This is a genomic window from Streptococcus sp. HMSC073A12 (genome assembly GCF_001812815.1).
Lineage (GTDB): Bacteria > Bacillota > Bacilli > Lactobacillales > Streptococcaceae > Streptococcus > Streptococcus vaginalis.
The window spans coordinates 35,452-61,589 of the sequence record NZ_KV810539.1; the positions used below are offsets into that span (position 1 = coordinate 35,452).

General features: G+C 38.6%; 18 protein-coding genes and 4 pseudogenes. 18 read left to right on the plus strand and 4 right to left on the minus strand.

Annotated elements, in window-relative coordinates; all coding sequences use genetic code 11:
- The first annotated feature begins 49 nt into the window (after positions 1 to 49).
- A complete protein-coding gene (gene recJ, locus HMPREF2876_RS05485) occupies positions 50 to 2,284 on the plus strand; it encodes a single-stranded-DNA-specific exonuclease RecJ (RefSeq protein ID WP_070241724.1) in 2,235 nt (744 codons plus the stop codon).
- Positions 2,285 to 2,420: 136 nt separating this feature from the next.
- Here the strand turns inward: recJ and HMPREF2876_RS05490 are convergent, their stop codons facing one another.
- The 3 genes from HMPREF2876_RS05490 to HMPREF2876_RS05500 are packed head-to-tail and all read right to left on the minus strand — an operon-like array spanning position 2,421 to position 4,300.
- Complete coding sequence (locus HMPREF2876_RS05490) at positions 2,421 to 3,218, minus strand: ABC transporter (protein WP_024052377.1); 798 nt, start codon at positions 3,216 to 3,218, stop codon at positions 2,421 to 2,423.
- A gap of 17 nt (positions 3,219 to 3,235) precedes the next feature.
- Positions 3,236 to 3,931: an ABC transporter ATP-binding protein gene (locus HMPREF2876_RS05495; protein ID WP_024052378.1), complete on the minus strand. Its 696-nt coding sequence runs from the start codon at positions 3,929 to 3,931 to the stop codon at positions 3,236 to 3,238.
- Positions 3,932 to 3,934: 3 nt separating this feature from the next.
- Positions 3,935 to 4,300, minus strand: coding sequence for a GntR family transcriptional regulator (locus tag HMPREF2876_RS05500; RefSeq protein ID WP_003024106.1), 366 nt, complete (start codon positions 4,298 to 4,300; stop codon positions 3,935 to 3,937).
- 154 nt (positions 4,301 to 4,454) lie between these two features.
- Here HMPREF2876_RS05500 and HMPREF2876_RS05505 point away from each other — a divergent pair, with 154 nt between their 5' ends.
- The 7 genes from HMPREF2876_RS05505 (at position 4,455) to HMPREF2876_RS05535 (ending at position 13,188) form a co-directional block, all read left to right on the plus strand.
- On the plus strand, positions 4,455 to 7,556 hold the full coding sequence (locus HMPREF2876_RS05505; protein WP_024052379.1) for a DNA polymerase III subunit alpha: 3,102 nt from the start codon (positions 4,455 to 4,457) through the stop codon (positions 7,554 to 7,556).
- Between the two features lie 82 nt (positions 7,557 to 7,638).
- Positions 7,639 to 8,649, plus strand: coding sequence for a 6-phosphofructokinase (gene pfkA / locus HMPREF2876_RS05510; RefSeq protein ID WP_024052380.1), 1,011 nt, complete (start codon positions 7,639 to 7,641; stop codon positions 8,647 to 8,649).
- Positions 8,650 to 8,707: 58 nt separating this feature from the next.
- The gene (gene pyk / locus HMPREF2876_RS05515; RefSeq protein WP_003024114.1) at positions 8,708 to 10,210 is read left to right on the plus strand and encodes a pyruvate kinase; all 1,503 of its coding nucleotides are present in this window, start codon (positions 8,708 to 8,710) and stop codon (positions 10,208 to 10,210) included.
- A 153-nt stretch (positions 10,211 to 10,363) separates the two neighbouring features.
- Positions 10,364 to 10,921 (plus strand): signal peptidase I, encoded by a 558-nt coding sequence (gene lepB / locus HMPREF2876_RS05520; protein ID WP_024052381.1) that lies wholly within the window; start codon positions 10,364 to 10,366, stop codon positions 10,919 to 10,921.
- A 143-nt stretch (positions 10,922 to 11,064) separates the two neighbouring features.
- Complete coding sequence (locus tag HMPREF2876_RS05525) at positions 11,065 to 11,706, plus strand: amino acid ABC transporter permease (protein ID WP_042754066.1); 642 nt, start codon at positions 11,065 to 11,067, stop codon at positions 11,704 to 11,706.
- Between the two features lie 9 nt (positions 11,707 to 11,715).
- Positions 11,716 to 12,345 carry an amino acid ABC transporter ATP-binding protein gene (locus HMPREF2876_RS05530; protein ID WP_024052383.1) on the plus strand — a complete coding sequence of 210 codons (630 nt, stop codon included), beginning with the start codon at positions 11,716 to 11,718 and terminating at the stop codon, positions 12,343 to 12,345.
- 9 nt (positions 12,346 to 12,354) lie between these two features.
- Positions 12,355 to 13,188, plus strand: coding sequence for an amino acid ABC transporter substrate-binding protein (locus tag HMPREF2876_RS05535; RefSeq protein WP_024052384.1), 834 nt, complete (start codon positions 12,355 to 12,357; stop codon positions 13,186 to 13,188).
- A gap of 260 nt (positions 13,189 to 13,448) precedes the next feature.
- On the opposite strand, the gene HMPREF2876_RS05540 is transcribed toward HMPREF2876_RS05535, so the two are convergent.
- Positions 13,449 to 14,648: a cation diffusion facilitator family transporter gene (locus HMPREF2876_RS05540; RefSeq protein ID WP_024052385.1), complete on the minus strand. Its 1,200-nt coding sequence runs from the start codon at positions 14,646 to 14,648 to the stop codon at positions 13,449 to 13,451.
- A 154-nt stretch (positions 14,649 to 14,802) separates the two neighbouring features.
- Between HMPREF2876_RS05540 and pcrA the strand changes: the two genes are divergently transcribed.
- The 10 genes and pseudogenes from pcrA (at position 14,803) to HMPREF2876_RS05585 (ending at position 26,138) form a co-directional block, all read left to right on the plus strand.
- Entirely contained in the window at positions 14,803 to 17,085 is a 2,283-nt protein-coding gene (gene pcrA / locus HMPREF2876_RS05545; RefSeq protein ID WP_042754068.1) for a DNA helicase PcrA, read from the plus strand.
- Positions 17,086 to 17,104: 19 nt separating this feature from the next.
- Positions 17,105 to 17,503: an NUDIX hydrolase gene (locus HMPREF2876_RS05550; protein ID WP_024052387.1), complete on the plus strand. Its 399-nt coding sequence runs from the start codon at positions 17,105 to 17,107 to the stop codon at positions 17,501 to 17,503.
- 24 nt (positions 17,504 to 17,527) lie between these two features.
- Positions 17,528 to 18,427 (plus strand): annotated as a pseudogene (locus HMPREF2876_RS05555) (helix-turn-helix transcriptional regulator).
- 255 nt (positions 18,428 to 18,682) lie between these two features.
- A pseudogene (locus HMPREF2876_RS05560) lies at positions 18,683 to 20,451 on the plus strand (ABC transporter ATP-binding protein).
- Positions 20,444 to 22,183: pseudogene (locus tag HMPREF2876_RS05565) on the plus strand (ABC transporter ATP-binding protein). The pseudogenes HMPREF2876_RS05560 and HMPREF2876_RS05565 overlap by 8 nt, the downstream one beginning before the upstream one ends.
- A 122-nt stretch (positions 22,184 to 22,305) precedes the next feature.
- The gene (locus tag HMPREF2876_RS05570; RefSeq protein ID WP_024052393.1) at positions 22,306 to 23,580 is read left to right on the plus strand and encodes a DUF2130 domain-containing protein; all 1,275 of its coding nucleotides are present in this window, start codon (positions 22,306 to 22,308) and stop codon (positions 23,578 to 23,580) included.
- A 9-nt stretch (positions 23,581 to 23,589) separates the two neighbouring features.
- Positions 23,590 to 23,697 (plus strand): annotated as a pseudogene (locus HMPREF2876_RS10625) (GNAT family N-acetyltransferase); the annotation flags it as partial.
- An 81-nt stretch (positions 23,698 to 23,778) separates the two neighbouring features.
- Positions 23,779 to 24,657 carry a tRNA pseudouridine(55) synthase TruB gene (gene truB / locus HMPREF2876_RS05575; RefSeq protein ID WP_024052394.1) on the plus strand — a complete coding sequence of 293 codons (879 nt, stop codon included), beginning with the start codon at positions 23,779 to 23,781 and terminating at the stop codon, positions 24,655 to 24,657.
- A 25-nt stretch (positions 24,658 to 24,682) separates the two neighbouring features.
- On the plus strand, positions 24,683 to 25,615 hold the full coding sequence (locus HMPREF2876_RS05580; protein WP_024052395.1) for a bifunctional riboflavin kinase/FAD synthetase: 933 nt from the start codon (positions 24,683 to 24,685) through the stop codon (positions 25,613 to 25,615).
- A gap of 121 nt (positions 25,616 to 25,736) precedes the next feature.
- Complete coding sequence (locus tag HMPREF2876_RS05585; protein WP_042754070.1) at positions 25,737 to 26,138, plus strand: Spx/MgsR family RNA polymerase-binding regulatory protein; 402 nt, start codon at positions 25,737 to 25,739, stop codon at positions 26,136 to 26,138.

The window sequence follows — 26,138 nt, forward strand, 5'->3', positions numbered from 1 at the left end:
GTCTTTTCGTGTTATAATAGACTTTATATTGCAACAGAAAGATAAAAGCATGATTACATCAAAATATGATTGGCAGATTGCCACAAATTTTTCAGATGAGAGCTTTATTAAAAAAGCTAAAAAACTTGGCTTGGAGGCTTCGGTAGCTAATCTGGTCTACCAGAGAGGAATCCAGACAGAAGAAGCACTGCGAGATTTTCTAGAGCCTAGTTTGGACCAGCTGCATGATCCTTATGAACTGCATGATATGGATAAGGCAGTGACGCGCATTCGTCAAGCGATTGAAAATTATGAGCAGATCTTGATTTATGGAGATTATGATGCGGATGGCATGACTTCGGCTTCTATTGTTAAAGAAGCACTAGAACAACTTGGAGCAGAGTGTCAGGTCTATTTGCCCAATCGATTTACAGACGGTTATGGTCCTAACGCAAGTGTTTACAAGTATTTTATTGAAAATCAGGGAATTTCACTCATCGTTACAGTGGATAATGGAGTTGCAGGACATGAAGCAATCGAACTAGCTCAGTCTATGGGAGTGGATGTCATTGTGACGGATCACCATTCTATGCCAGAGGTACTTCCTGATGCTTATGCAATTATTCACCCAGAACATCCGGAAGCTGATTATCCTTTTAAGCATTTAGCTGGTTGCGGTGTAGCTTTTAAGTTAGCGACTGCTCTTTTAGAGGAAGTACAAGTAGAGTTGCTAGATATAGTCGCTATTGGAACTATTGCAGATATGGTCAGCCTAACAGATGAAAATCGCATTCTGGTCAAATATGGGCTAAGTGTCCTCAAAAACACTCAACGAATCGGCTTGCAGGAGCTTTTTAAGATTGCAGGTATTCAGGAAAATGAAGTGGATGAAGAAACAGTTGGTTTTCAGATAGCTCCCAGACTCAATGCTCTAGGTCGACTTGATGATCCAAATCCTGCTATTGAACTTCTGACGGGCTTTGATGAGGAAGAAGCGCGTGACATTGCCCTTATGATTAACCATAAAAATGAAGAGCGCAAAGAAATTGTTCAGAAGATCTATGATGAAGCCAAGACCATGGTTGATCTCAATAAACCTGTTCAGGTTCTAGCCGGTGAAGGTTGGAATCCAGGTGTTTTGGGAATTGTGGCAGGGCGGTTTTTGGAAGAATTACACCAGCCGGTCATCGTCTTGAATATTGAGAATGGATTAGCAAAAGGCAGCGCCCGCAGCATTGAAGCAGTTGATATTTTTGAAGCGTTAGACCCTCATCGAGATTTATTTGTGGCTTTTGGTGGGCATGCAGGGGCAGCTGGGATGACTCTAGAGGCCAGCAAGTTAGAAGCACTCAGCCAGGTTTTGGTAGCATATATTGAAGATAATCAAGTGGATTTGTCCACTAAGAATGAGCTCTTTTTGGATGAGGAATTATCCTTGCCAGATTTGACACTAGAGACCCTCAAAAACTTTGAAAAGTTAGCTCCTTTTGGCATGGACAATAAAAAGCCTGTTTTTTATTTGAAAGATTTTAAAATTGAAAATGCCCGCACCATGGGAGCAGGGAATACTCACCTTAAGCTGAAAATTTCTCAGGCTGACGCAGTTTTTGAGGTCGTAGCTTTTGGTCTAGGTAATCTTGCGACAGAATTTTCCCAAACTAAAAACTTAGAGCTGGCGGTTACGCTGTCGGTCAATAAATGGAATGGTCAAACTAGTCTCCAGCTTATGCTGGTGGATGCTAGGGTCAATGGGATTCAGCTCTTTAATATCCGAGGTAAAAATGCTCCTTTACCTGAAAATGTGCCCGTCCTGCGTTTTTCAGAAGAAATGCCTAATTTGGAAAAGAGCAGAGCAGTTGTGGTGTATGACTTGCCTGAACGCCTAAATCAGCTCAAAGTAATCATTCAGCAAGGACATTTTGAAGCAATTTACTTTAAAAATGAGATTGCTCAGCCCTATTATCTGACAGGTTTCGGAACGAGAGACCAGTTTGCCAAATTCTATAAAACAATTTATCAATTTCCAGAGTTTGACATTCGTTATAAGCTCAAAGAACTGGCTGCTTATCTCAAGATTGACCCAATTCTACTCATAAAGATGATTCAGATATTTGAAGAGCTGGACTTTGTGACAATTCAAGATGGAGTGATGCAAGTAAACAAAAAAGCAGAAAAAAAAGCTATTGAAAACAGCCATATTTATCAAGAACTGAAGAAAACAGTCAAGGAGCAGGAGCTTATGGCTCTAGGAACTGTGCAGGAAATTTATGATTATCTGATAGAAAAAGATGAATTTTCAAACTAAATTTTAGATGAACTATTTATTTGTCTCGCACCGAAGGCCGCGAGACGGACTGAAAGTCACATAATAAAAAAGTCATGAGTAAGATGAATCTCATGACTTTATTGTTTATATAAGTATTGCTATCAGCTTGTGTTATCTACTGCAAATTCACTTTATTTTTGAGGATGTAATACGTTCCAGTATAGTAGATAAGCCCCAAAATAAGAGAGGTTATGACTCCGCTCAAACTACCTAAAGAAGTTGAAAGCGATGGGAAAGCTGAAACATATAGATTAGCAGCGATAATCAGAGCAAATTGAATTCCAAAATAAGCTAGAAAGGCTATAGCGGTGCGGTGGTCTTGGAAAAGTTGACCAATAGAGATAGAGAGATAAATCAATAGGATATTTGGAATAAGGGCTACAAGATAGTATCCAAATGATTTCAATAGTTCACTAGCAATTTTCCAAAAGTGATTGCCGAATAATTGTAGAACTGTTCCCATTTCAAATTGTGTATGAGAAGCTACCCCTACGATAAGAACAATGATTCCAAAACTAAGAAACAATGCAAGTGTGCTAAGAATCGTCCATATAACAGCACCGAGTAATTTTGAGAGGATAATTTGATGTTCATTAACTGGTAAAGTGAGCGTTAGATATCCTTCTCTTTCATAAACACTATTTTTAAAGCGACGAATAATCAGAAAGAGTGTTGAAATGGCAAGTGCTACAAGGAGACCTGAGAAAATCAGCATTGTTAAACCGAAGAAAGTACTTGTCATACTCCCTGCTTCATTAGTAGAAGACTGCAAACGGTCGAAAAAGTTCCTTCCATTTGCAAAATGTCTTAGCCAAAGTCCAATACTAATAGATAGAAAGAGTACGATTCCATATAATCCTAAATACCACTTATTTACATTTTTAAATTCATATTTTAATAAATTCCAAAACATAGTCAATCTCCTTTGTTCTAAGACTTAAATTCTTGGCGGAAGAGCTGGTCAATAGATTCACCAGACTCATAGCGAATATCATCTACATTCCCTTGTCGAACAATCTTGCCATTATCAATAAAGATGATTTCATCTAGGATTGGTTCAATATCTGAAATCAAATGTGTTGAAATGAGAACAGAAGCGCTAGGTGAGTAATTGTTGATAATCGTCTTTAGAATGTAGTCCCGCGCTGCTGGGTCAACCCCTCCAATAGGTTCATCCAGAACATACAGTTTGGCTTGGCGGCTCATGACTAAAATCAACTGAACTTTTTCCTTGTTTCCTTTAGACAATTTTTTGAATGTCAAATTTTCGTCAATATGAAGATCTTGCAAGAGTGCCTGTGCACGCTCTATCTCAAAGTCTGCATAGAAAGATTGAAAATACTGCAAAGCATCTTTGACTTTCATATTTTCATTCAGATAGGTCGTATCTGGCAAATAAGATACGATTTTCTTAGTTTCTGACGACGGTTGAAGCCCGTTGATGAGGATTTTTCCGTTATTTGGTTGAAGTAAACCGTTGATTAGTTTTATCATGGTTGTTTTTCCAGAGCCATTTGGACCAAGCAATCCTATAATTTTTCCAGCTTCAATTTCAAAATTGATGTGCTCTAAAGCAGGTGTGCTGCCATATGATTTTGAGACGTTTTCAAATGCAAGTAATACCATTTACTAAACTCCTTTTATATAATCTGCAATGATAGTTGGTAATTCTTCTTTGTGATAACCGAAGCGAGTCATATTTTCTACAAATTTTCTTACTTCCTCCTCAGAAAGTTTTTGTCTTGCTTGTAAAATCAAGTCGCGGTTATCTGTGACGAAACGTCCTGATGTTCGTTGAGAATAGACAAACCCTTCCTTTTCCAAGTCAGATAAAGCACGCTGGATTGTATTTGGATTGACCCCCGCTTCAGCAGCCAATTCTCTAACAGCAGGTAGCTTTTCGCCAGCATGCAGTTGATTGGAGATGATTTGTAGTTTTATCCTGTCCATGATTTGTAAATAAATGGGAAGATTATTATCAAAAGTCCAACTCATAATTTCTCCTTCCTTCTGTGTCTTTGTACCAATTAAATAATACAATATTTTTAAAAAAAAGCAAGCCTTTATAAAAAACTTCTATTATTTTTTCTTTAGCAAGCAAGCCATAAATTTAGTATAATAGAAAAAAGAAGGATCAAAGGAGGATGCCGTGGTTGCTCAATTAGATACCAAAACTGTTTATACATTTATGGATAGTTTGATTTCTATAAAAAAATATGTAGAAACAGCTAAAAATTTAGGCTATCAAACTCTAGGGATAATGGATATTGATAATCTCTATGGGGCTTATCATTTCATGGAAACGGCGACCGAGCAAGGAATTCAGCCGCTTTTAGGCGTAGAAATGACCTTGGATTATGTTGGACTTCCTCTTAATCTTCGCTTTCTAGCTCTTGACAGTCAAGGTTATCGCAATTTAATGAAACTTTCTACTTTAAAGATGATAGGAAAAAGCAAGTGGGAAGAATTTCAGCACTTATTGGAAGGGATAGCGATTATTGTGCCTGTGTTTGAGGACATTGAAGCCTTAGACTTGGGACGAGAGTTTTATATTGGCGTATTTCCTGACACTCCTAAGAAGGCATTTTCTCATGAAACCTTACCTTTGCAGACAGTTCGCTATTTTGATACAGGCGATTTAGAAACCTTGCAAATGCTATGTGCCATTCGTGAAAATAGTAGCTTGCGGGAAGTTGGAAATTTGCCAAATCACGAGTATCTCTTATCACCTGAGCAATTCACACAATCCTTTCAAGAAAATTATCCAGAAAGTCTGGATAATTTAAAGCGGCTAGTTGCAGGCATTCATTACGAAATCAATACAGAGTTGAAATTACCACGTTTTAATCCAGAACGGCCAGCAGCAGAAGAATTACAAGAACGAGCAGAAGCAGGGCTAGAGAAAAAAAGGCTAAATAGTCTGGTTTATAAAGAGCGATTGCAGCAAGAGCTGTCTGTCATCCACCAAATGGGTTTTGACGACTACTTTTTGATTGTCTGGGATTTATTGCGTTTTGGTCGTAGTCAGGGCTATTATATGGGTATGGGGCGTGGATCTGCAGTTGGAAGTCTGGTTGCCTATGCGCTAGAGATTACAGGGATTGATCCTGTCGAAAAGAACCTCCTTTTTGAGCGCTTTTTAAATCTGGAACGTTATACTATGCCTGATATTGATACTGATATTCCCGATGTCTATCGCCCTGAATTTATCCGCTATGTCCGCGATCGTTACGGGACGATGCATACAGCGCAAATCGTGACCTATTCTACTTTTGGTGCTAAGCAAGCAATTCGTGACGTTTTTAAACGCTACGGGGTGCCAGAATATGAATTGACCAACATTACTCGTAAAATCAGTTTTCGTGACACATTGACTTCAGCTTATGAAAAAAATATGTCTTTTCGTCAGATTATTAACAGTAAGCTGGAATATCAAAAAGCTTTTGAAATTGCGAAAAAAATTGAAGGGAACCCTCGTCAAACCTCTATCCATGCAGCGGGTGTGGTGATGAGTGACAATGATTTGACAGATCACATTCCACTTAAATACGGGGAAGATATGTATATCACGCAATACGATGCACATGGTGTTGAGAGTAACGGTCTGCTCAAGATGGATTTCCTTGGCTTGCGCAATCTGACTTTTGTTCAACGAATGAAAGAAGCAGCTTTGGAGAAATACGGTGTCGCTATTGACATTGCAAAGATTAACTTAGAAGATGCAGCAACCTTGCAGCTTTTCGCTGCTGGCAGAACCAAAGGGATTTTTCAATTTGAGCAAGCAGGTGCCATTAACCTTTTGAAACGGGTGCAGCCAGCTCAATTTGAAGAAGTGGTTGCAACAACTTCACTCAATCGTCCAGGAGCTAGTGACTATATAGATAATTTTGTCAGAAGAAAGCATGGACAAGAAAAGGTGGAAATGCTGGATCCAAGTTTGGAAGACATCTTGGCGCCAACTTACGGTATTATGCTTTACCAAGAGCAAGTAATGCAAGTGGCGCAGCGGTTTGGAGGATTTTCACTCGGAAAAGCTGACATTCTACGTCGTGCCATGGGTAAGAAAAATGTTGCCGAAATGCACAAAATGGAAGCAGAGTTTGTCACAGGAGCTTTCGAACTTGGGCATTCTGAAACTAAAGCAAAAGAAGTATTTGCAGTTATGGAAAAGTTTGCAGGTTATGGCTTCAACCGCAGCCACGCCTATGCCTATTCTGCACTTGCTTTTCAGTTGGCTTATTTCAAGGTGCATTATCCTGATATTTTCTTTGATATTATGCTGAATTATTCAAGCAGTGATTACATCACAGATGCGCTAGAATTCGACTTCCAAGTTGCTTCTTTAAATATCAATAACATTCCTTATAGAGATAAGTTTCAAGATAAGCAGATTTATTTAGGACTGAAAAATATCAAAGGTTTGCCACGAGATTTTGCTTATTGGATTATTGAAAACCGCCCATTTACAAATGTGGAAGATTTTATTATGAAGTTGCCAACGCAATATCATAAGATTCAGTTGATAACTCCTTTGGTACAAGTCGGTTTGTTTGATGTATTTGAAAAGAATCGCCAAAAAATTCTACAAAATCTTCCGAACTTATTTGTCTTTGCGGATGAGCTGGGCAGTCTTTTTGCAGATACAAATTACAGTTGGACAGAAGCAGAGGATTATACAGAAGCAGAGAAATTCGAGTCAGAAAAAGAAATCATCGGTGTCGGTTTGAGCGAGCATCCTTTGGTAAAGCTTGCAAAAACTGCTACTCAATCCTTTACCCCTATTCAAGAGCTAGTTGAAAACAATCATGCAACGATTTTAGGAGAGATTTTGTCCATTCGTGTCATCCGTACCAAAACGGGGGAAAATATGGCCTTCTTGCAAGTAAGTGATGCTAAAAGAAAAATGGAAGTGACAGTGTTTCCAGATACCTTTAAACAGTTCGGCAATGGTTTGCATGAAAAAGGTTTCTATTATCTGACTGGTCGGATTCAGAAACGAGAGAATCGTTTGCAGATGATTTTAAATCATTTGCAGGAAGCTATCACCGAACGTTTTTGGATACAAGTAGAAGATCATGAAAGTGATGCAGAAATATCCGCTATTTTACGGCAATTTCGAGGAGATATTCCAGTCGTTATCCGTTATGAAAATGAAAGAAAGACAGTAGCAATTTCTCAATATCGTGTTCAAAAATCAGATAAATTACAAGAAGAATTGAAAAAAATAACCATGAAAACGATTTATCAATAAAAAATTAGGAAAAAAGAAGAATTTTGATTTTGATTGTGGTATAATCAAGGGTGAATGTAAAAAGAAAAAGGAGCACAAATGAATGAAACGTATTGCTGTTTTAACTAGTGGTGGAGACGCCCCTGGTATGAATGCTGCTATCCGTGCAGTTGTTCGTAAAGCAATTTCAGAAGGAATGGAAGTTTACGGTATCTATGACGGTTATGCCGGCATGGTTGCTGGTGAAATTTATCCGCTTGATGCCGCATCAGTTGGAGATATTATTTCACGTGGTGGTACTTTCCTTCACTCAGCTCGTTATCCAGAATTTGCCCAATTAGAAGGACAATTAAAAGGAATTGAGCAACTTAAAAAACATGGCATCGAAGGAGTCGTAGTTATCGGTGGTGACGGTTCTTACCATGGTGCTATGCGTTTGACAGAACATGGTTTCCCAGCTGTTGGACTTCCTGGTACGATTGACAATGATATTGTTGGCACAGACTTCACGATTGGCTTTGATACTGCTGTAACAACTGCAATGAACGCCATTGATAAGATTCGTGACACATCATCTAGTCACCGTCGTACTTTTGTTGTTGAAGTCATGGGACGCAATGCTGGAGACATCGCTCTCTGGGCTGGTATTGCTACAGGAGCCGATGAAATCATCGTTCCCGAAGAAGACTTTAAGATTGAGGATATCGTCGCTAGCATTAAACGTGGCTATGAAGAAGGTAAGAAGCATAACATTATCGTTCTTGCAGAAGGTGTCATGTCAGCGAATGAGTTTGGTAAGAAATTGAAAGAAGCTGGTGATTTGAGTGACCTTCGTGTGACCGAACTTGGACATATCCAACGTGGTGGCTCACCAACTGCTCGTGACCGTGTTCTTGCTTCTCGTATGGGGGCGCATGCTGTTAGCCTTCTTAAAAAAGGTATTGGTGGTGTTGCAGTTGGTATTCGCAACGAACAAATGGTTGAAAATCCAATCCTCGGTACAGCAGAAGAAGGTGCTTTGTTTAGTTTAACAGAAGACGGTAAGATTATTGTTAATAATCCACATAAAGCTGACCTTGATCTCGCTAAATTAAACCGTAGCATTTCAATGTAATTTTAATTTGTTATCCTGGTCATAAAGAACATTAAATAAAAAGGAGTTTTCATATATCATGAATAAACGTGTAAAAATCGTTGCAACTTTAGGTCCTGCGGTAGAAATCCGTGGTGGTAAAAGATTCGGTGAAGACGGATATTGGGGCGAAAAGCTTGACGTTGAAGCATCAGCGCAAAATATCGCTAAATTGATCGAAGCTGGAGCTAACACTTTCCGTTTCAACTTCTCACATGGTGACCACGCAGAGCAAGGTGACCGTATGGCTACTGTTCATCGTGCTGAAGAAATTGCTGGTCAAAAAGTTGGTTACCTTCTTGACACTAAAGGTCCTGAAATCCGTACAGAATTATTTGAAGGCGATGCTAAAGAATATTCTTACAAAACAGGTGAAAAAATCCGTGTTGCAACTAAACAAGGTATCAAATCAACTCGTGAAGTTATCGCATTGAATGTTGCTGGTGCACTTGATATCTATGACGATGTTGAAGTTGGAAAACAAGTTCTTGTTGATGACGGTAAACTTGGTCTTCGCGTTATTGCAAAAGATCCTGCTACACGTGAATTTGAAGTAGAAGTTGAAAACGACGGTATTATCGCTAAACAAAAAGGTGTTAATATTCCAAATACAAAAATTCCTTTCCCAGCGCTTGCTGAACGCGACAATGATGATATTCGTTTCGGTTTGGAACAAGGAATCAACTTTATCGCTATTTCATTCGTACGTACTGCAAAAGATGTTAATGAAGTTCGTGCAATCTGTGAAGAAACTGGTAATGGACATGTGAAATTGTTCGCTAAAATCGAAAACCAACAAGGTATCGAAAACTTGGATGAAATCCTTGAAGTAGCGGACGGTATCATGATTGCTCGTGGTGACATGGGTATCGAAGTACCATTTGAAATGGTTCCAGTTTACCAAAAAATGATTATCACAAAAGTCAATGCTGCAGGTAAAATTGCGATCACAGCAACAAACATGCTTGAAACAATGACTGAAAAACCACGTGCGACTCGTTCAGAAGTATCAGACGTATTTAACGCTGTTATTGACGGAACAGATGCAACAATGCTTTCAGGCGAATCTGCAAATGGTAAATACCCACTTGAATCTGTAACAACAATGGCTACAATTGATAAAAACGCTCAAACTCTATTGAATGAGTATGGACGCTTGTCATCAGTTGATTACGCACGTAGTTCTAAAACAGAAGTTGTGGCATCAGCTGTTAAAGATGCTACAAACTCAATGGACATCAAATTGGTCGTAACAATGACTGAATCAGGAAATACAGCTCGTTTGATTTCTAAATATCGTCCAGATGCTGACATCTTGGCAATTACATTTGATGAATTGACACAACGTTCATTGATGTTGAACTGGGGTGTTATTCCAGTAGTAACTGAAAAACCTGCATCTACTGATGATATGTTTGAAGTTGCTGAAAAAGTTGCTCTTGAAAGTGGTCTTGTGGAATCTGGCGACAATATTGTGATTGTAGCTGGTGTTCCGGTCGGAACTGGTGGAACAAACACAATGCGTATCCGTACAGTCCGTTAATCTATTTCATTCAGAAAACTAGCCTATCAATCCAATGATTATCTGATTGATAGGCTTTTTAGTTGTAAATGGGGGCAGAGATAAGAGTTGACTTTACTACCTTTGTTTATTTTCTGAAAACATGATATAATGAGTAGAAGAAGAGGAGAGACTATGGTTAAAAGAGATTTAATTAGGAATGTTATTTTTTTATCTATTGTTGTGATAATCATTGCTTATTTGCGAATTTTTATTTTTACACCATACAGGATTACTGCAAAAGATGCGAATCATTTTTTGCAAGATAAAGATGTTGTTATTGCCAATAAAAATGAAGCAATCAAAAGAGATGATTTTGTCTTGTACGAGGTGAAGGGAAAAGAGTATGTCGGACGTGTCATTGGTCTAGGAAATGACTCCGTTGTTTATATGGATGATGTTCTTTACTTAAATAATAAAATCAAGTCAGAAGATTATTTAACGAAGGCTAAGGAAGAGTACTTAGCAAAAGCTACTAGTACGGGTTATTTTACTCATGATTTCACCATTCAGACATTAACTAAATCGAATGCAAATAAAATTCCAGCGCAGTCATATCTGATTCTGAATGATAATCGGCAAGATATGGAAGATAGTCGGATGTTTGGCTTGATTACAGAGAAACAAATTAAAGGAGTTATCTCATTTAGAGTACTCCCGCTTAATCAATTGGGATTTATTAAAACAAAGTAGTTCAACTATTTTGTTTTTTTTATTCTTTGGAAAATGAAGTTTTTGCGATATTTAGTAAAAATTCATGAATATATTTTCAAAAAGATGTTGAATATATAAAAATTTTTGATATAATGATAAATATTTATTTAGGAGGTGTACGCATGAACTATATTTTTGAAGTTTTGCCAAGCTTATTGAATGGCGCATTGGTGACTTTACAAGTATTTGTTTTAGTCTTAGTTTTATCCATACCACTTGGAATTGTGATTTCCTTTTTAATGCAAATTCACTTTAAGCTGCTTCATTGGCTTATAAATATTTATATTTGGATTATGCGCGGTACACCTCTTTTGTTACAACTAATTTTTATTTATTATGTTTTGCCAAACATTGGTGTGCGTTTGGATCGGCTTCCAGCAGCTATCATAGCATTCACGCTAAATTATGCTGCTTATTTCGCCGAAATTTTCCGTGGTGGGATTTTATCTATTCCAGCAGGACAATATGAGGCGGCTAAGGTTTTGAAGTTTACACCATTTCAAACGATACGGTTTATTATTTTACCGCAAGTTGTCAAAGTGGTGCTTCCGAGTGTCTTTAATGAAGTGATGACGTTGGTAAAAGACACGTCTCTTGTTTATGCGCTTGGTGTTTCCGACTTAATCTTGGCTAGTCGGACTGCAGCCAATCGTGATGCGAGTTTAGCACCGATGTTTATAGCGGGGGCTATTTACCTTATCTTGATTGGTCTTGTGACGATTATATCGAAGCAAGTTGAAAAGAGATATAGTTACTATAAGTAGGAGGCGCTTATGTTAGAATTGAAGAATATTAGCAAACGGTTTGGCGAAAAGCAAATTATTTCCGACTTGAATTTAAAAGTGCCAGAAAAGCAAATTCTTGCCATTGTAGGACCGTCTGGCGGCGGGAAAACGACATTATTGCGGATGTTAGCTGGCTTGGAAACAATTGATTCGGGTGACATTATTTACAATGGCGAAGAGCTTCCCTTGGATGAACTTGAAAAACGTAATTTATTGGGATTTGTGTTTCAAGATTTTCAGCTATTTCCACATTTAACGGTTCTTGAGAATTTAACTTTATCACCCATTAAAACAAAAAATTTTACAAAAGAGGATGCAGAAAAGAAAGCAATTAGCTTATTGACCCGATTGGGGTTAGCAGAACATGTAAATGCTTATCCTTATTCTTTATCAGGTGGTCAAAAACAGCGTGTAGCATTAGCTCGTGCGATGATGATTGACCCAGAAATTATCGGTTATGATGAGCCAACTTCCGCATTGGATCCAGAATTGCGTCTTGAAGTTGAAAAGTTGATTCTTCAGAATCGTGAGCTAGGAATGACGCAAATTGTAGTGACCCATGATTTGCAGTTTGCGGAAAATATCGCAGATACGATTCTTAAAGTTCAGCTTAAATAGGAGGAGAATATGAAGATAAAACGTTACGTCCTTGCGATCTGTAGTTTGATTTCTTTTTTGCTCCTTACAGCTTGTAGTAATGTTAGCAACCCTAAAGTAGATAATTGGTCAAAATACCAACAAAAAAAGAGCATTACTATTGGTTTTGACAATACATTTGTTCCTATGGGATTTGAACAAAAAAATGGTCAATACGTTGGTTTTGATATTAATTTGGCAAATGCTGTATTTAAAGAATATGGGGTAAAAGTGAATTGGCAGCCGATTGATTGGGATATGAAAGAAACAGAGCTCACAAATGGAACGATTGACCTCATCTGGAACGGTTATTCTGCAACCGATGAGCGGTGGAAGAAAGTACAGTTCACCATTCCTTATATGAAAAATGAACAAGTACTGGTTACTAAAAAATCGTCGAACATTGCAAAAACAGCTGACATGAAGGATAAAATTCTTGGTGCTCAGACGGGTTCTTCGGGTTACGATGAGTTTGAAGCTCATCCAGAGCTTTTGAAGAATCTAGTTAAAAATCACAAAGCTGCTCAATATCAAAGTTTTACAGAGGCGTTGATTGATTTGCAAAATAGTCGGATTGATGGGTTGTTGATTGACCGAGTTTATGCTAATTATTATTTAAAAGAAGAAGGAATTTTGCAGGATTATTATGTTTTCCCAGCTGGATTTGATAGCGAATCCTTTGCAGTAGGTGCTAGAAAAACGGATAAGCAGCTCGTTGAAAACATAAATCAAGCATTTAAAAAATTATATCAAACAGGTCAATTTCAAAAAATAGCAGATAAGTGGTTTGGTGAGGATATTGCGGCAGATGAAGTCAAACAATGAGAGAACATCTGATTGTTGCACCAATCACCCACAGAAGAAGTAAAGACAAAACCCAAAGTTTTTGCTAGGAGTATCATCTTAGTGAGGGCTTGGGGTTTGATGATTTATTGATTTTGAGAAACGAGGGACAAATTAGTTTGTTTTACTGATAAATTCTCCAAAAATATAGGCTGAGAATATTTTTATCTCAGCCTTGTTTTTTATAGCAAAACTCCTTATTAGCCTTGTGGGAGCGAGATAAGAAAGTCGATTCTATGGAATTACGACTTTCTTATCTCGTTTTTTCGTGTTTCTTGGTGGAAAATATTTTGCCACGTTTCGTGACGACGCCAAAGGCTGGTATGAATAATCCCGTCTTCTTCGTAACAAATTAATTTGGTTTTTTGGCTGATAGAAGTTAATTGAAAATTTTTGATAGGAGATTGTTTTCCTTTTTCGATTTGAAATTCCTCTTTGTTCATTTGGCAGCCCTCCTGAGAAATGTAAACAAATTCAGGTGCTAGTAAATCCTCTAATTGGCTTCCCTGCTCAACCAATTGCTCTCTCATAAAGAGCTTTCGATAAACATTGTCCAATATTTCATCTTCGGGGATAGGAGCAGGCTCAATGTGGATGTCAATATCAAAGACACCAAAGCGCTCTTTGAGCATATTTTCAACCTGATCGGCAATTTCGTGGCTTTCATAGACAGACAAGTCGGGATTCATTTCTAAAATGAGGTCAAGATAGATGTTGCTACCGTAAGTCCGCCCTCTTTGAGATTTAACACGGGAAATTTTAGGAATTTCTAAAATGGCTTCTTTGTATTCTTTTAAAAGATTTTCATCAAAACCGTCTGATAAACTAAAAGAAGATTCCATGAAAATTTCGTAAGCCGTTTTAAGGATGAAAAAGGTAATAATGATAGCAACCAGTTTATCTACAATCGGGAAATTGAAGGCGCTTGCGATGATTGCAATGGTTGTACCAAGCGAAGTGATAGCGTCAGATAAATTGTCTTTGGCAGCAGCGTCGAGTGCTTTAGACTGCGCTTTTTTTGCTAAGGCTTTATTGTAAAAATACACTCCTGCCATGACCAAGGCGGAAATAATCCCGATGATGGCTCCTAAGGGATCGATGGTCGTTTCTTGATTAGAGATGATTTTTTGAACGGTGTCAATTAAAACATCAAATCCGACAAAAAACATGATAAGAGAAGTGATAAGGCTAGCTAAGTCCTCGATTTTCCAGTGACCAAATTTGTGATCTGTATCGGCAGGCTTACGTGCCATGCGAAGTCCAATCAAGACGGCAATATTAGCAACAATATCCGAAACATTGTTAAAACCGTCGGCTGTCAAACTAGAGGACTGTAAGACAGAACCGGCAATGATTTTAGCAATGGATAAAACGATATAGGCTAGAATGGCTAAAATAGCACCACGCTCTGCGAGTTTAAGATTCTTTGCTGGATTATTCATGCATTTTCCTTTCAGAATGTTTATTATAACGCTTTTTAAGTGATTTTTCAAACTTTTATATAGTAAGAAAATAAAACAAAGATTTTCTTTTCTAGTTTAGCTTATGAGTGATTTTTGTTATAATAGAGTTACTGACTTTGAAAGAGGAAAAAAGATGAATCCTTTATTAACTAGTATGAATGATCGTCAGGCGGAGGCGGTTCAAACAACGGAAGGACCTTTGCTGATTATGGCAGGAGCTGGGTCTGGGAAAACCCGTGTTTTAACTCACCGTATTGCTTATTTGATTGATGAAAAGTTAGTCAATCCTTGGAATATCTTGGCGATTACTTTTACCAATAAAGCAGCTCGTGAGATGAAGGAGCGTGCTTACACTCTCAATCCAGCAACAGAAGATTGCTTGATTGCGACTTTTCACTCAATGTGCGTGCGGATTTTGCGTAGGGAAGCGGACCATATCGGCTATAACCGAAATTTTACGATTATCGATCCTAGTGAGCAACGGACTCTGATGAAACGAATTCTTAAAACGCTCAATTTAGATCCTAAAAAGTGGAATGAACGAGCTATTTTAGGCACGATTTCCAATGCGAAAAATGATTTGATTGATGAAGCGGCCTATGTAGCTTTAGCAGGAGATATGTACACAGAGATTGTGGCGAAGTGCTATGAGATGTACCAAAAAGAACTCCGTCAGTCAGAAGCGATGGATTTTGATGACTTAATCATGCTGACCTTGCGCATTTTTGATAAAAATCCAGATGTGTTGACTTATTACCAGCAGCGCTATCAATACATCCATGTGGACGAGTATCAAGATACGAACCACGCTCAGTACCAACTAGTTAAACTGTTAGCTTCACGCTTTAAAAATATTTGTGTGGTAGGAGATGCCGACCAGTCTATTTATGGCTGGCGAGGTGCTGATATGCAAAATATCTTGGATTTTGAAAAGGATTATCCTGAAGCTAAAGTTGTTCTTTTGGAAGAAAATTATCGCTCAACCAAGACCATTCTGCAAGCTGCTAATGATGTGATCAAAAATAACCGCAACCGTCGACCAAAGAATCTTTGGACACAAAATGCTGATGGTGAGGATATTGTCTATTATCGGGCTAATGATGAGCAAGACGAAGCTCTCTTTGTGGCTAAAACCATTGATGAGCTATCTAGCACATCTGACTATGTCTATCGGGATTTTGCTGTTCTTTACCGAACCAACGCCCAATCTCGGAATATTGAGGAAGCTCTCCTCAAAGCTAATATTCCTTACACCATGGTGGGGGGGACTAAGTTTTATAGCCGTAAGGAAATTCGGGATGTCATCAGCTATCTCAATCTTATTGCTAACACTAGCGACAACATTAGTTTTGAGCGCGTGGTCAATGAGCCCAAGCGGGGTGTTGGACCGGGTACAGTGGAGAAAATTCGTAATTTTGCAGCTGGTCAAGAGATGTCTCTTTTAGATGCTTCCTCGCAGATTATGCTCTCACCTGTCAAGGGGAAAGCTGCTCAGGCTGTTTTTGACTTTGCCAATCTCATTTTGAATCTGCGCGAACGATTGGACGAATTGACCGTGACAGAATTGGTAGAGCTGGTGCTTGAAAGGACTGGTTACACCGAGCAATTAGTAGCTCAAGCTACACTGGAAAGTCAGGCTCGGATTGAAAATATCGAAGAATTTCTTTCTGTTACTAAGAATTTTGACGAAGATTCAGAAAATGATACTGAAGAGACTGGTTTAGACAGACTTAGCCGTTTTCTCAATGATTTGGCTTTGATTGCGGATACAGATGATGGCAATCAGGAAAGCTCGGAAGTGACACTTATGACGCTACATGCTGCCAAGGGATTAGAGTTTCCAGTGGTTTTCATCATTGGTATGGAAGAGAATGTCTTTCCACTTAGTCGTGCGGCTGAAGATGAAGACGAGCTAGAGGAAGAGCGCCGATTAGCCTATGTTGGAATTACTCGTGCTGAAAAAGTCTTGTTCCTAACCAATGCAAACTCGCGCCTGCTATACGGAAAAACCAATTACAATCGTCCAACTCGTTTTCTCAATGAAATTAGCTCAAGCTTGCTAGATTATCAAGGCTTGGCTCGACCTGCTAATACATCCTTTAAAGCTTCCTATGTGAATGGTAAAACTGTTCAGTTTGGTCAAGGAATGAGTCTCGCTCAAGCATTGCAGGAACGCAAGCGGCAAGCTGCACCGAGCAGCATTTCCTCAAGCCAGTTGCCATTTGGTAAGAATGTAGCTGCTAATCAGCCGACTATTGATTGGGCTATCGGTGATATTGCTCACCATAAAAAATGGGGAGACGGAACGGTATTGGAAGTGTCAGGCAGCGATAGTAGCCAAGAATTGAAAATCAATTTCCCAGAGGTTGGATTAAAGAAACTGTTGGCAAGTGTTGCACCAATTGAGAAAAAGTGAAATCTAAGGGACTACTGCGATGAAATATTCCATTGAAGCCTGGATTTATAACCCGATTGCTAAGGAAATTTTGCTCTTAAAAGTTAAAACTGAACAACTTTCTTTCTGGCAACCGATTACTGGTGGCATTGAAAATGGTGAAAGTTCTGAAATAGCTTGTATTCGTGAGATTTTTGAAGAAACTGGACTGGAAATCGAGCTAACAAAACTGTTGCAAGTCGGTCATTACACAGTTGTTATTGATGAAGACTTGACCATTTTTAAAACACTTTTTCTTGTGGAAACAAAGCAAAAAGATATTCGTATTTCTGATGAGCACATTGATTTTATGTGGACAGAAGTTAAAAAGGTGCCTGATATATTATACTGGCAGAGCAATCAAGAGACTTTTCAAAAGATTTTAGAGAAATTGAGATAAGGTGTTCATGGAAAGGCACGGTCTATGACAGAGAGTAGATTATTTAGAATAGTGTATGTTCTTTTAGAAAGGGATAACGTTACAGCGAAGGAGCTGGCAGAACAATTTGAAGTATCTGTTAGAACGATTTATCGAGATGTTGACCGATTTAGCAGCGCAGGTATTCCAATTTACACGACATAAGGCAGAGACGGAGGCATTCGACTGACGGAGGAATTTGTCCTAAATAGTTCTTTGCTTAATCAATCGGAAAAAGAGCAACTGTTGGTTGCTTTACAAGGATTAGGGGTTACGGGTCTTCTGCATGAAAACGAGCTTTTGACCAAACTATCGGCTTTATTTAAATTGAACCAACCAAACTGGATAGAAGTAGATTTTACCAGCTGGTCCAATAGCAAGAAATATGAAGAGCTATTTCAGAATTTGAAAAATGCAATCATCAGTAAGCAAGTGATTTCCTTTTCTTATGTTAGCAACAAAGAGGAATTCACCCAGCGTCAAGTAAAACCAGTTCGCCTGTTTTTTAAAGGACAATCCTGGTTTCTTCATGCATTTTGCTTAGTCCGAAATGATTTTCGTTATTTTAAACTTTCTCGCATAAGCCAGCTAAAGCTTTTACCACAACATTTTGCAGATAACTTTGACAATGTTAGCTTGGAAAAAGAAGCGCGATTAGAAGAGGTCGTACGAGTCAAGCTGAAATTTAATAAAAAAGTTGCTTTCAGAGTATATGATGAACTGGATTGTCCAGTCAAAGAAGATGAGCAAGGAAACTTGTATGCAGAGATAGAAATTCCGAATGATTATAGTCTGTACTGCTATATTCTCTCTTTTGGAGACAATGTGGAAGTGCTGGAGCCAACAAAGATTCGTGTGCAAATAACAGAAATGATTGAACGTATGGCACAAAAATATAAAAACTGATAGCAGTGTCTACTTTTTCAAGCTTCATTTGACTTTATTTCCAACCTCGAAAGGTTCTCCAAACCTTTCGAGCTGTGTGGAGGTGGGATAGAAATCAGGTTTCTACGAAACTACTGATTTCTGTCTCACTTTTTTATTTTGTTTGACATTAGAATTGTCAGAATTTATAATATAAGTATAAATTAAATGACAGCATATCATGAATTGTTTGACTAGGGTTCTTTATTTGTTTTTTAGGAGAAAGAAGGGATTTGTATGAAGAAAAAGTCGGTTGTATCTTGGATACTGGAATTTGTCTCTCTTCACAAATTTTATTTTATTGTTAGTCTTGTTTTTGCCTTTTTATCTGTTTTATGCGGATTTTTGCCTTATTTTTTTGTAGGAAATATCATCAATCAGCTCTTACAAGGCAATCGAGATTGGAATTTTTATGTTCTTCAGTCCATTTGGATAGGACTGGCATGGATAGCACATTGGGGATTTCACGGGATTTCGACGCTCTTGTCTCATACAGCAACCTTTAAGATTTTAGCAGAAATGCGCTATCGTCTGACAGAGAAATTGGCCAAATTGCCTCTGGGAACGGTTTTAAGTCAATCTTCTGGAACTTACAAAAATATCATTGTTGAGCGAGTGGATGCCACAGAAGTAACTTTGGCACACTTAATTCCTGAGTTTACATCCGGGCTATTTGGTCCCTTTATTATCTTAATTGCCATGTTAGTGATTGATTGGCGCCTAACCATGCTTTCGCTTCTGACAATCCTGATTGTTATCTTAGCTTATGGGAATATGCTACGCAAGAGCGAAGGTGATTTTGAAAATACAGTCGAGAAAACGAAGAAGCTCAATGATACAGCAGTAGAATACATCAATGGGATTGAAGTTATCAAGGTTTTTGGAAAAGAGAAATTTTCTTACGATAAATTTGTCAGGGCTGCCAAAGAAGGAGCTGATTGCTTTATTGAATGGATGCGTAAATGCGTATTGAAATGGGCATTGTTACAGCTTTCTTGCCGTCTGGTTTGCTTTTCTTACTCCCTTTTGGAACTCTCTTTTACCTTCAAGGTAGCCTAACAGCTAGTAACTTTATTTTACTAATCATTCTGTCTCTTAGCCTTTTGACGCCGTTTATTTTAGTGGCTTCCTATATGGATGATTTACGGAAAATTGCGACAATCTTTGGTGAAGTGATTGCTATTTTGGAAAAACCTGATTTGCCTCGTCCGACAGAATTAACGGACATTCCAAAAGGAACAGAACTTCAAATGACAGATGTTAGCTTTGGTTATTCAGATAAGGAAGAAGTATTGCATAGTATTTCCTTAACGATTGAGCCTGATACAGTAACTGCTCTTGTCGGCCCTTCTGGCTCAGGGAAATCTACGATTGCTAAACTTATAGCTTCTTTCTGGGATGTCAATTCTGGTAGTATTACCTTTGGTGGCGTAGATCTTCGAAACCTACCTCTTGATTATTACAGTCGTCAGATTGCTTATGTCACACAGGATAATTACCTTTTTGATGAAACGATTATGGAAAATATTCGTATGGGTAATTCCGCTGCTTCGGATGAAGAAGTGATTGACATTGCTCGCAAGTGCGGCTGCTATGATTTTATTAGTAATTTAGAAAATGGTTTTGAGACCCGTGTTGGAACTGGTGGTAATCATTTATCTGGTGGAGAACGACAACGGATTGCAATTGCACGAGCTATGCTGAAAAACGCACCAGTCATTATTTTGGATGAGGCAACGGCTTATACCGATCCTGAAAATGAAGCTCTCATTAAGTCTAGCTTAGCTCATTTGATAGAAGGTCGTACGCTTCTGGTCATTGCTCACCGTCTTTCAACGATTGCAAGTGCAGATCAGATTGTCGTAGTTAATGAAGGATGTATTGAGGCAAAAGGAAGACATATAGATTTGCTAAAGACTTGTCCGCTTTATGCTTCTATGTGGCAGGCTCATCTTGCAGTAAAGGATAGCGATAAAATGACAGAAGGAGGATTGGCAGATGCTTAGTACATTGAAAAAATTCTTTGATTTTTGTACGGAAGAAGATCGTAAGAAATTCTATACTTCTGTTTGTTTAGGGGTTCTAAAAGCTTTCATTATTGCTTTTCGGATTCCAGCTAATGGGTTGGTTGTTATGGCTATCATTAACAATGATGTTTCTATGCAGACTGTATGGCTCTCTCTTGGAATGATGCTCTTGTCTGTTATTCTTAATATTTTGATTAGCCTGAAAGTTACGATGTTGCAGACAGAAGCAGGTTATCATACTTGTACCCATAAGCGGATTGAAATTGCTGAACACATGCGCTACCTGCCAATGGGATATTTTAATCAAAATAGTCTGGGACAAATTACCAGCGTCACAACTAATACGCTTGAAAGTCTAGCAGATGTTGCGACTCGGGTTGTTATGATGACGTTGGAAGGATTCCTAACGGCAGGAACTATTACGGTTTTTGTATTTATCTACGATTGGCGAATTGGTTTAATCTTGTTGGCAGGATTGATACTGTTTCTCTTGCCAAATGGATTGATGCGTTGGCAAGCTGGGAAAGTATCAGAAGCTAAACAACAAGCTGATACAGATTTGGTAGCAGTTGTGCTAGAATACAGTCAAGGGATTGCGGAAGTAAAGAACTATAATATTGTTCAATCATCTGCTAAAAAGCTATTGCATGCTATTGAGAATAAAAGGCATTTAGATACAAAGCTGACTTGGGTTACCTTGCCTTATATCGCTCTGCAAGGGATGATTACCAAGCTGACTGGAACGATTATGGGACTGTTCTCCATTTACTTTTACCTGCAGGAAAGTATGAGCCTTTTGATTTGTATCATGATGCTCATCAGTGCTTTTATGATTTACGAAAGTCTGGACGGAGTTGGTAGCTTTTCTTCTCTTCTTCGCATTGTTGATTTGTCAGTTGATATGGTCAATAAAGTTTTGTCGATTAAACCAATGGATATTAGCGGAAAAGATTTGCAGCCAAAAACCAGCAATATCAAGTTGGATCATGTCAGTTTCTCCTATGAAAGTAAGAAAATTATTGATGATGTATCGTTGGATATTCCAGAAAAGACGACAGCAGCTCTGGTGGGACCTTCTGGTTCTGGAAAGACAACTCTTTGCAATCTCATTGCTCGTTTTTGGGATATAGAAAATGGCAGCATCAGCTTAGATGGTCATGATGTAAAAGAATACAGCTATGACAGCCTTATTCGTAATTTCAGTTTTGTTTTTCAAACGGTCTATCTGTTTGAAGATACCATGGAAAATAACATTAAATTTGGAAATCCAGACGCTAGTCATGAAGAAGTTGTCGCTGCTGCGAAAAAAGCTGCTTGTCATGACTTTATCCTGTCTTTGACAGAGGGATATCAGACCAAGATTGGTTAGGGCGGACCCAGTCTCTCCGGTGGGGAACGGCAGCGGATTTCCATTGCTCGTGCCATTATCAAGGACGATCCAATTATCATTTTGGACGAAGCAACAGCCAATGTCGACCCTGAAAATGAAGAAGCGCTTATGCAAGCCATTCATTCTTTGACAAAGGATAAAACCATTATCATGATTGCTCATAGGCTAAAAACAGTAGAGCATGCCGATCAAATTATTGTTCTTAATCAAGGTCGTATAGTCGAACAAGGCAAACACCAAGAATTGCTTGCTAAACAAGGATTATATAGTCGCTTTATTCAGGAAAGACGCAGTGCTGCCAGTTGGCGGATAGAGGCTTAATTTAAAAAAAGATCGTTGTTCAAATATGCAACGGTCTTTTTATATTTAAGCTGTTGATTTAAAATCATCATGAGAAATGGTATAATGAGATGTTATAAAGAATGATTAATGAAGAGGTATCCATGAACGAAATCAAATGCCCCAACTGCGGGGAAGTCTTTACAGTCAACGAAAGTCAGTACAGCGAGCTCTTGGCTCAGGTACGGACGACAGAATTCGACAAGGAAATCCATGCTCGAATTGAGCAGGCGTTAGCTTTAGAAAAACAAAAGGCACAGAATGAGCAACAGCAAGCGTTAAGTCAGAAAGAATCTGAAATTCAAGAGCTCAAGGCGACTATTTCCAATTTTGAATCCCAAAAAGAGCTAATCAAAAAGAATACAGAGCAGGCTTTGTCTGGAAAACTATCGGATAAAGAAAAAGAATTGGTAGAGCTACAAGCCCAACTAGACCGTCTTCGACTGGAACACCAAAATGAACTGCAAGCTTCGCTGACAAATATTGAAAAAGAACGCGACCAAATCCAAAACCAGCTTTTGTTGCAAGAGAAAGAAAATGAATTATCCCTTGCATCTGTTAAACAAAATTATGAAGCACAACTTAAGGCGGCCAATGAGCAAGTAGAATTTTACAAGAACTTTAAAGCACAACAGTCTACTAAGGCGATTGGAGAGAGCTTAGAACACTACGCTGAAAGCGAATTTAACAAGGTTCGCAGTTTTGCATTCCCGAATGCTTACTTTGAGAAGGATAATCAGGTTTCTGCACGAGGGTCTAAAGGAGATTTCATTTTCCGTGAGGAAGATGAAAGCGGAGTAGAAATCATTTCTATCATGTTTGAGATGAAAAATGAAGCAGACGGTACGGAGAAGAAGCATAAAAACGCTGATTTTTACAAAGAATTGGACAAGGATCGCAGGGAAAAGAAATGTGAGTATGCTGTTTTGGTAAGTATGCTGGAAGCAGATAATGATTATTTCAACACTGGCATTGTTGATGTTAGCCATGAGTATGAAAAAATGTATGTGGTTCGTCCTCAATTTTTTATCCAGCTCATTGGGCTTTTACGAAATGCTGCGCTCAATTCTCTTAAATACAAGCAGGAGCTGGCTCTGGTTCGGGAGCAAAATATTGACATTACCCACTTTGAAGATGATTTAGAAACCTTTAAAGTAGCCTTTGCTAAAAATTATAATTCAGCTTCTAAGAATTTCAATAAGGCAATCGAAGAAATTGACAAAGCCATTAAGCGAATGGAAGCAGTCAAACAGGCACTTCAGACATCAGACAATCAACTGCGCCTCGCCAACAACAAACTAGATGACGTCTCCGTTAAGAAACTGACCCGCAAAAATCCAACTATGAAAGCTAAGTTTGAGGCGTTGAAGAACGACTAGGAGGAAACGATGCAGATACGACAAGCAACCTTGAAAGACATAGAAGCCTTGCTACCCCTCTATGAAGATTTAGGCTATCCGACGATTACTTCAAGTCTGACTAGAGGTTTGGATACAGCTTCATTATGGCTCTTGTGGACTGAAAAAACAAGGAATTTAATCAACTACTAATAGAATTTTTAGCAGAATAAGGAATCAATGAACGGAATTATCAATTTAAAAAAGGAAGCGGGGATGACCTCGCATGATGCGGTATTTAAGCTGCGCAAAATTTTAGGAACTAAGAAAATCGGTCATGGGGGTACCTTGGATCCAGATGTGGTCGGGGTGCTTCCGATTGCTGTGGGCAAGGCGACGCGCTTGGTTGAGTTTATGCAGGAGGAAGGCAAGGTCTATGAGGGGGAGATTACTCTGGGCTGCTCAACAACGACAGAGGATGCTAGTGGGGAGCAGATTGCTTTCAGCCCTGTGACTGAAATATTGGATGAAAACTTAGTGGATCAAGTCATTGCTAGTATGGTTGGAGAGCAGACTCAAGTGCCGCCTATGTACTCGGCTGTCAAGGTCAATGGGCGAAAACTCTATGAGTATGCTCGTTCTGGAGAGACAGTAGAGCGACCGAAGCGTCAGGTGACAATTTATAACTTTGAGCGGACAGGAGCTATTGTCTATGAAAGTGACTTGGCACGTTTTCCTTTTCGAGTTAAATGCAGCAAGGGGACCTATGTGCGAACATTGGCAGTTGATTTAGGGGCGAAGTTGGGTTATGCTTCCCACATGTCTCAACTGACTCGCACTGCTGCAGCTGGCATGTCTTTGGAAGAAGCATTGACTTTAGCAGAAATTGATGAGAAGGTGAATAAAGGAGACTTTTCATTTTTGCAGCCCATTGAATTCGGCATAGGAGATTTACCTAAGGTAAACCTTACGGAAGAGCAGGTTGAAGAAGTACGATTTGGACGCTTTATTCATATAGATACCAAGGCAGAACAGGTGGCTGGCTTTTATCAAGGGAAATTACAAGCCATTTTAGAAAAGCGTGACAAAGAATATAAACCTAGAAAAGTATTTCTTTAAAATTTTGTGATAAAATAGTTAAGTGATGAAAACGATTAGAATAAAAAATGAAAAAGACATTCAGCAAATTGAACACACAGTATTAGTGCTAGGGTATTTTGACGGGTTACATAAAGGACATCAAGCTTTGTTTGCTGAAGCGAGAAAAATGGCAGCAGAAAAACATTTGAAGATTGCAGTGCTGACATTTCCAGAATCTCCCAAATTGGCCTTTGTACGCTACCATCCTTCTTTAATGCTTCATTTGACTAGTCCAGAAGATCGCTTGCAGCAAATGAAAAATCTTGGTGTAGACTACCTTTATTTGATTGATTTTACCAGTCAATTTGCTCGTAATACGGCTGAACAATTTTTTACAAAATACATCTCGCGTTTGAAAGCAAAAGTTGTCATTGCGGGATTTGATTACCATTTTGGTTCAGATCGAGGCAATGCAGAGGATTTGGAGAAACTGTTTGAAGGACAAGTTATCATAGTTCCTTCTGTAAATTTCAATGGAGCAAAAATTAGTTCAACTCGCATTCGTGAAACGGTACTAGCAGGAAATGTTGCCGAAAGCAATCAATTGCTGAGCTATTCGCTATCCACCCGCGGAATTGTCGTTCATGGCAATGCAAGAGGGCGGACGATTGGCTATCCAACGGCAAATCTTGCTCCCTTGGATCGGGTTATTTTACCAGCAGATGGGGTCTATGTGGTTGATGTAGAGCACGATGGGCAGATATATCGCGGAATGGCTAGCGTTGGAAAAAATGTCACTTTTGAAGGTGATGAACTTCGTTTTGAAGCTAATATTTTTGATTTTTCACAAGATATTTACGGTGATACTATACGTATTTTTTGGTTGGATAAAATCCGAGATATGGTAAAATTCGACAATGTGGACGAACTAGTCAAACAATTGCAAGCAGATGAGGAAATCGCAAGATATTGGATTCCTGAAAATGATAACCACTAAATCATGTATTAAGCTTCTTATTTTTCCTAAAAGAATAGGAGAAAATTTGTAAAAATACCTAGTAATCTTACATAAAATTTAGTATAATGATAACAGTTACAAATAATAAGAAGAGAAATGCATGGTTACACTATTTTTATCACCGAGTTGTACAAGTTGTCGCAAGGCGCGTGCATGGTTATCCAATCATGAAGTTCCTTTTGAGGAGCACAATATCATGACTAGTCCACTGTCTGCACCAGAATTGAAACATATTCTTTCTCTGACGGAGAATGGAACAGACGACATCATTTCAACTCGCTCCAAAATATTTCAAAAATTAAATTTAGATGTTGAAAGTTTATCAATTTCTGAATTGCTTCGTTTAATCGAGGAAAATCCAAGCCTTTTGCGTCGTCCAATTATTTTAGAGGGAAAACGAATGCAGATTGGATTTAACGAAGACGAAATCCGTGCGTTTTTGCCTCGTGGTTATCGTAAACAAGAATTGTGCGATGCAACTTTGAGAGCTGAGATTGAATAA

What these genes read in the sequence shown, in the direction of transcription:
- recJ (WP_070241724.1), top strand. Translation starts at nt 50, where the DNA reads ATGATTACATCAAAATATGATTGGCAGATTGCCACAAATTTTTCAGAT.
- HMPREF2876_RS05490 (WP_024052377.1), bottom strand. Translation starts at nt 3,218, where the DNA reads ATGTTTTGGAATTTATTAAAATATGAATTTAAAAATGTAAATAAGTGG.
- HMPREF2876_RS05495 (WP_024052378.1), bottom strand. Translation starts at nt 3,931, where the DNA reads ATGGTATTACTTGCATTTGAAAACGTCTCAAAATCATATGGCAGCACA.
- HMPREF2876_RS05500 (WP_003024106.1), bottom strand. Translation starts at nt 4,300, where the DNA reads ATGAGTTGGACTTTTGATAATAATCTTCCCATTTATTTACAAATCATG.
- pfkA (WP_024052380.1), top strand. Translation starts at nt 7,639, where the DNA reads ATGAAACGTATTGCTGTTTTAACTAGTGGTGGAGACGCCCCTGGTATG.
- pyk (WP_003024114.1), top strand. Translation starts at nt 8,708, where the DNA reads ATGAATAAACGTGTAAAAATCGTTGCAACTTTAGGTCCTGCGGTAGAA.
- lepB (WP_024052381.1), top strand. Translation starts at nt 10,364, where the DNA reads ATGGTTAAAAGAGATTTAATTAGGAATGTTATTTTTTTATCTATTGTT.
- HMPREF2876_RS05525 (WP_042754066.1), top strand. Translation starts at nt 11,065, where the DNA reads ATGAACTATATTTTTGAAGTTTTGCCAAGCTTATTGAATGGCGCATTG.
- HMPREF2876_RS05530 (WP_024052383.1), top strand. Translation starts at nt 11,716, where the DNA reads ATGTTAGAATTGAAGAATATTAGCAAACGGTTTGGCGAAAAGCAAATT.
- HMPREF2876_RS05535 (WP_024052384.1), top strand. Translation starts at nt 12,355, where the DNA reads ATGAAGATAAAACGTTACGTCCTTGCGATCTGTAGTTTGATTTCTTTT.
- HMPREF2876_RS05540 (WP_024052385.1), bottom strand. Translation starts at nt 14,648, where the DNA reads ATGAATAATCCAGCAAAGAATCTTAAACTCGCAGAGCGTGGTGCTATT.
- pcrA (WP_042754068.1), top strand. Translation starts at nt 14,803, where the DNA reads ATGAATCCTTTATTAACTAGTATGAATGATCGTCAGGCGGAGGCGGTT.
- HMPREF2876_RS05550 (WP_024052387.1), top strand. Translation starts at nt 17,105, where the DNA reads ATGAAATATTCCATTGAAGCCTGGATTTATAACCCGATTGCTAAGGAA.
- HMPREF2876_RS05570 (WP_024052393.1), top strand. Translation starts at nt 22,306, where the DNA reads ATGAACGAAATCAAATGCCCCAACTGCGGGGAAGTCTTTACAGTCAAC.
- truB (WP_024052394.1), top strand. Translation starts at nt 23,779, where the DNA reads ATGAACGGAATTATCAATTTAAAAAAGGAAGCGGGGATGACCTCGCAT.
- HMPREF2876_RS05580 (WP_024052395.1), top strand. Translation starts at nt 24,683, where the DNA reads ATGAAAACGATTAGAATAAAAAATGAAAAAGACATTCAGCAAATTGAA.
- HMPREF2876_RS05585 (WP_042754070.1), top strand. Translation starts at nt 25,737, where the DNA reads ATGGTTACACTATTTTTATCACCGAGTTGTACAAGTTGTCGCAAGGCG.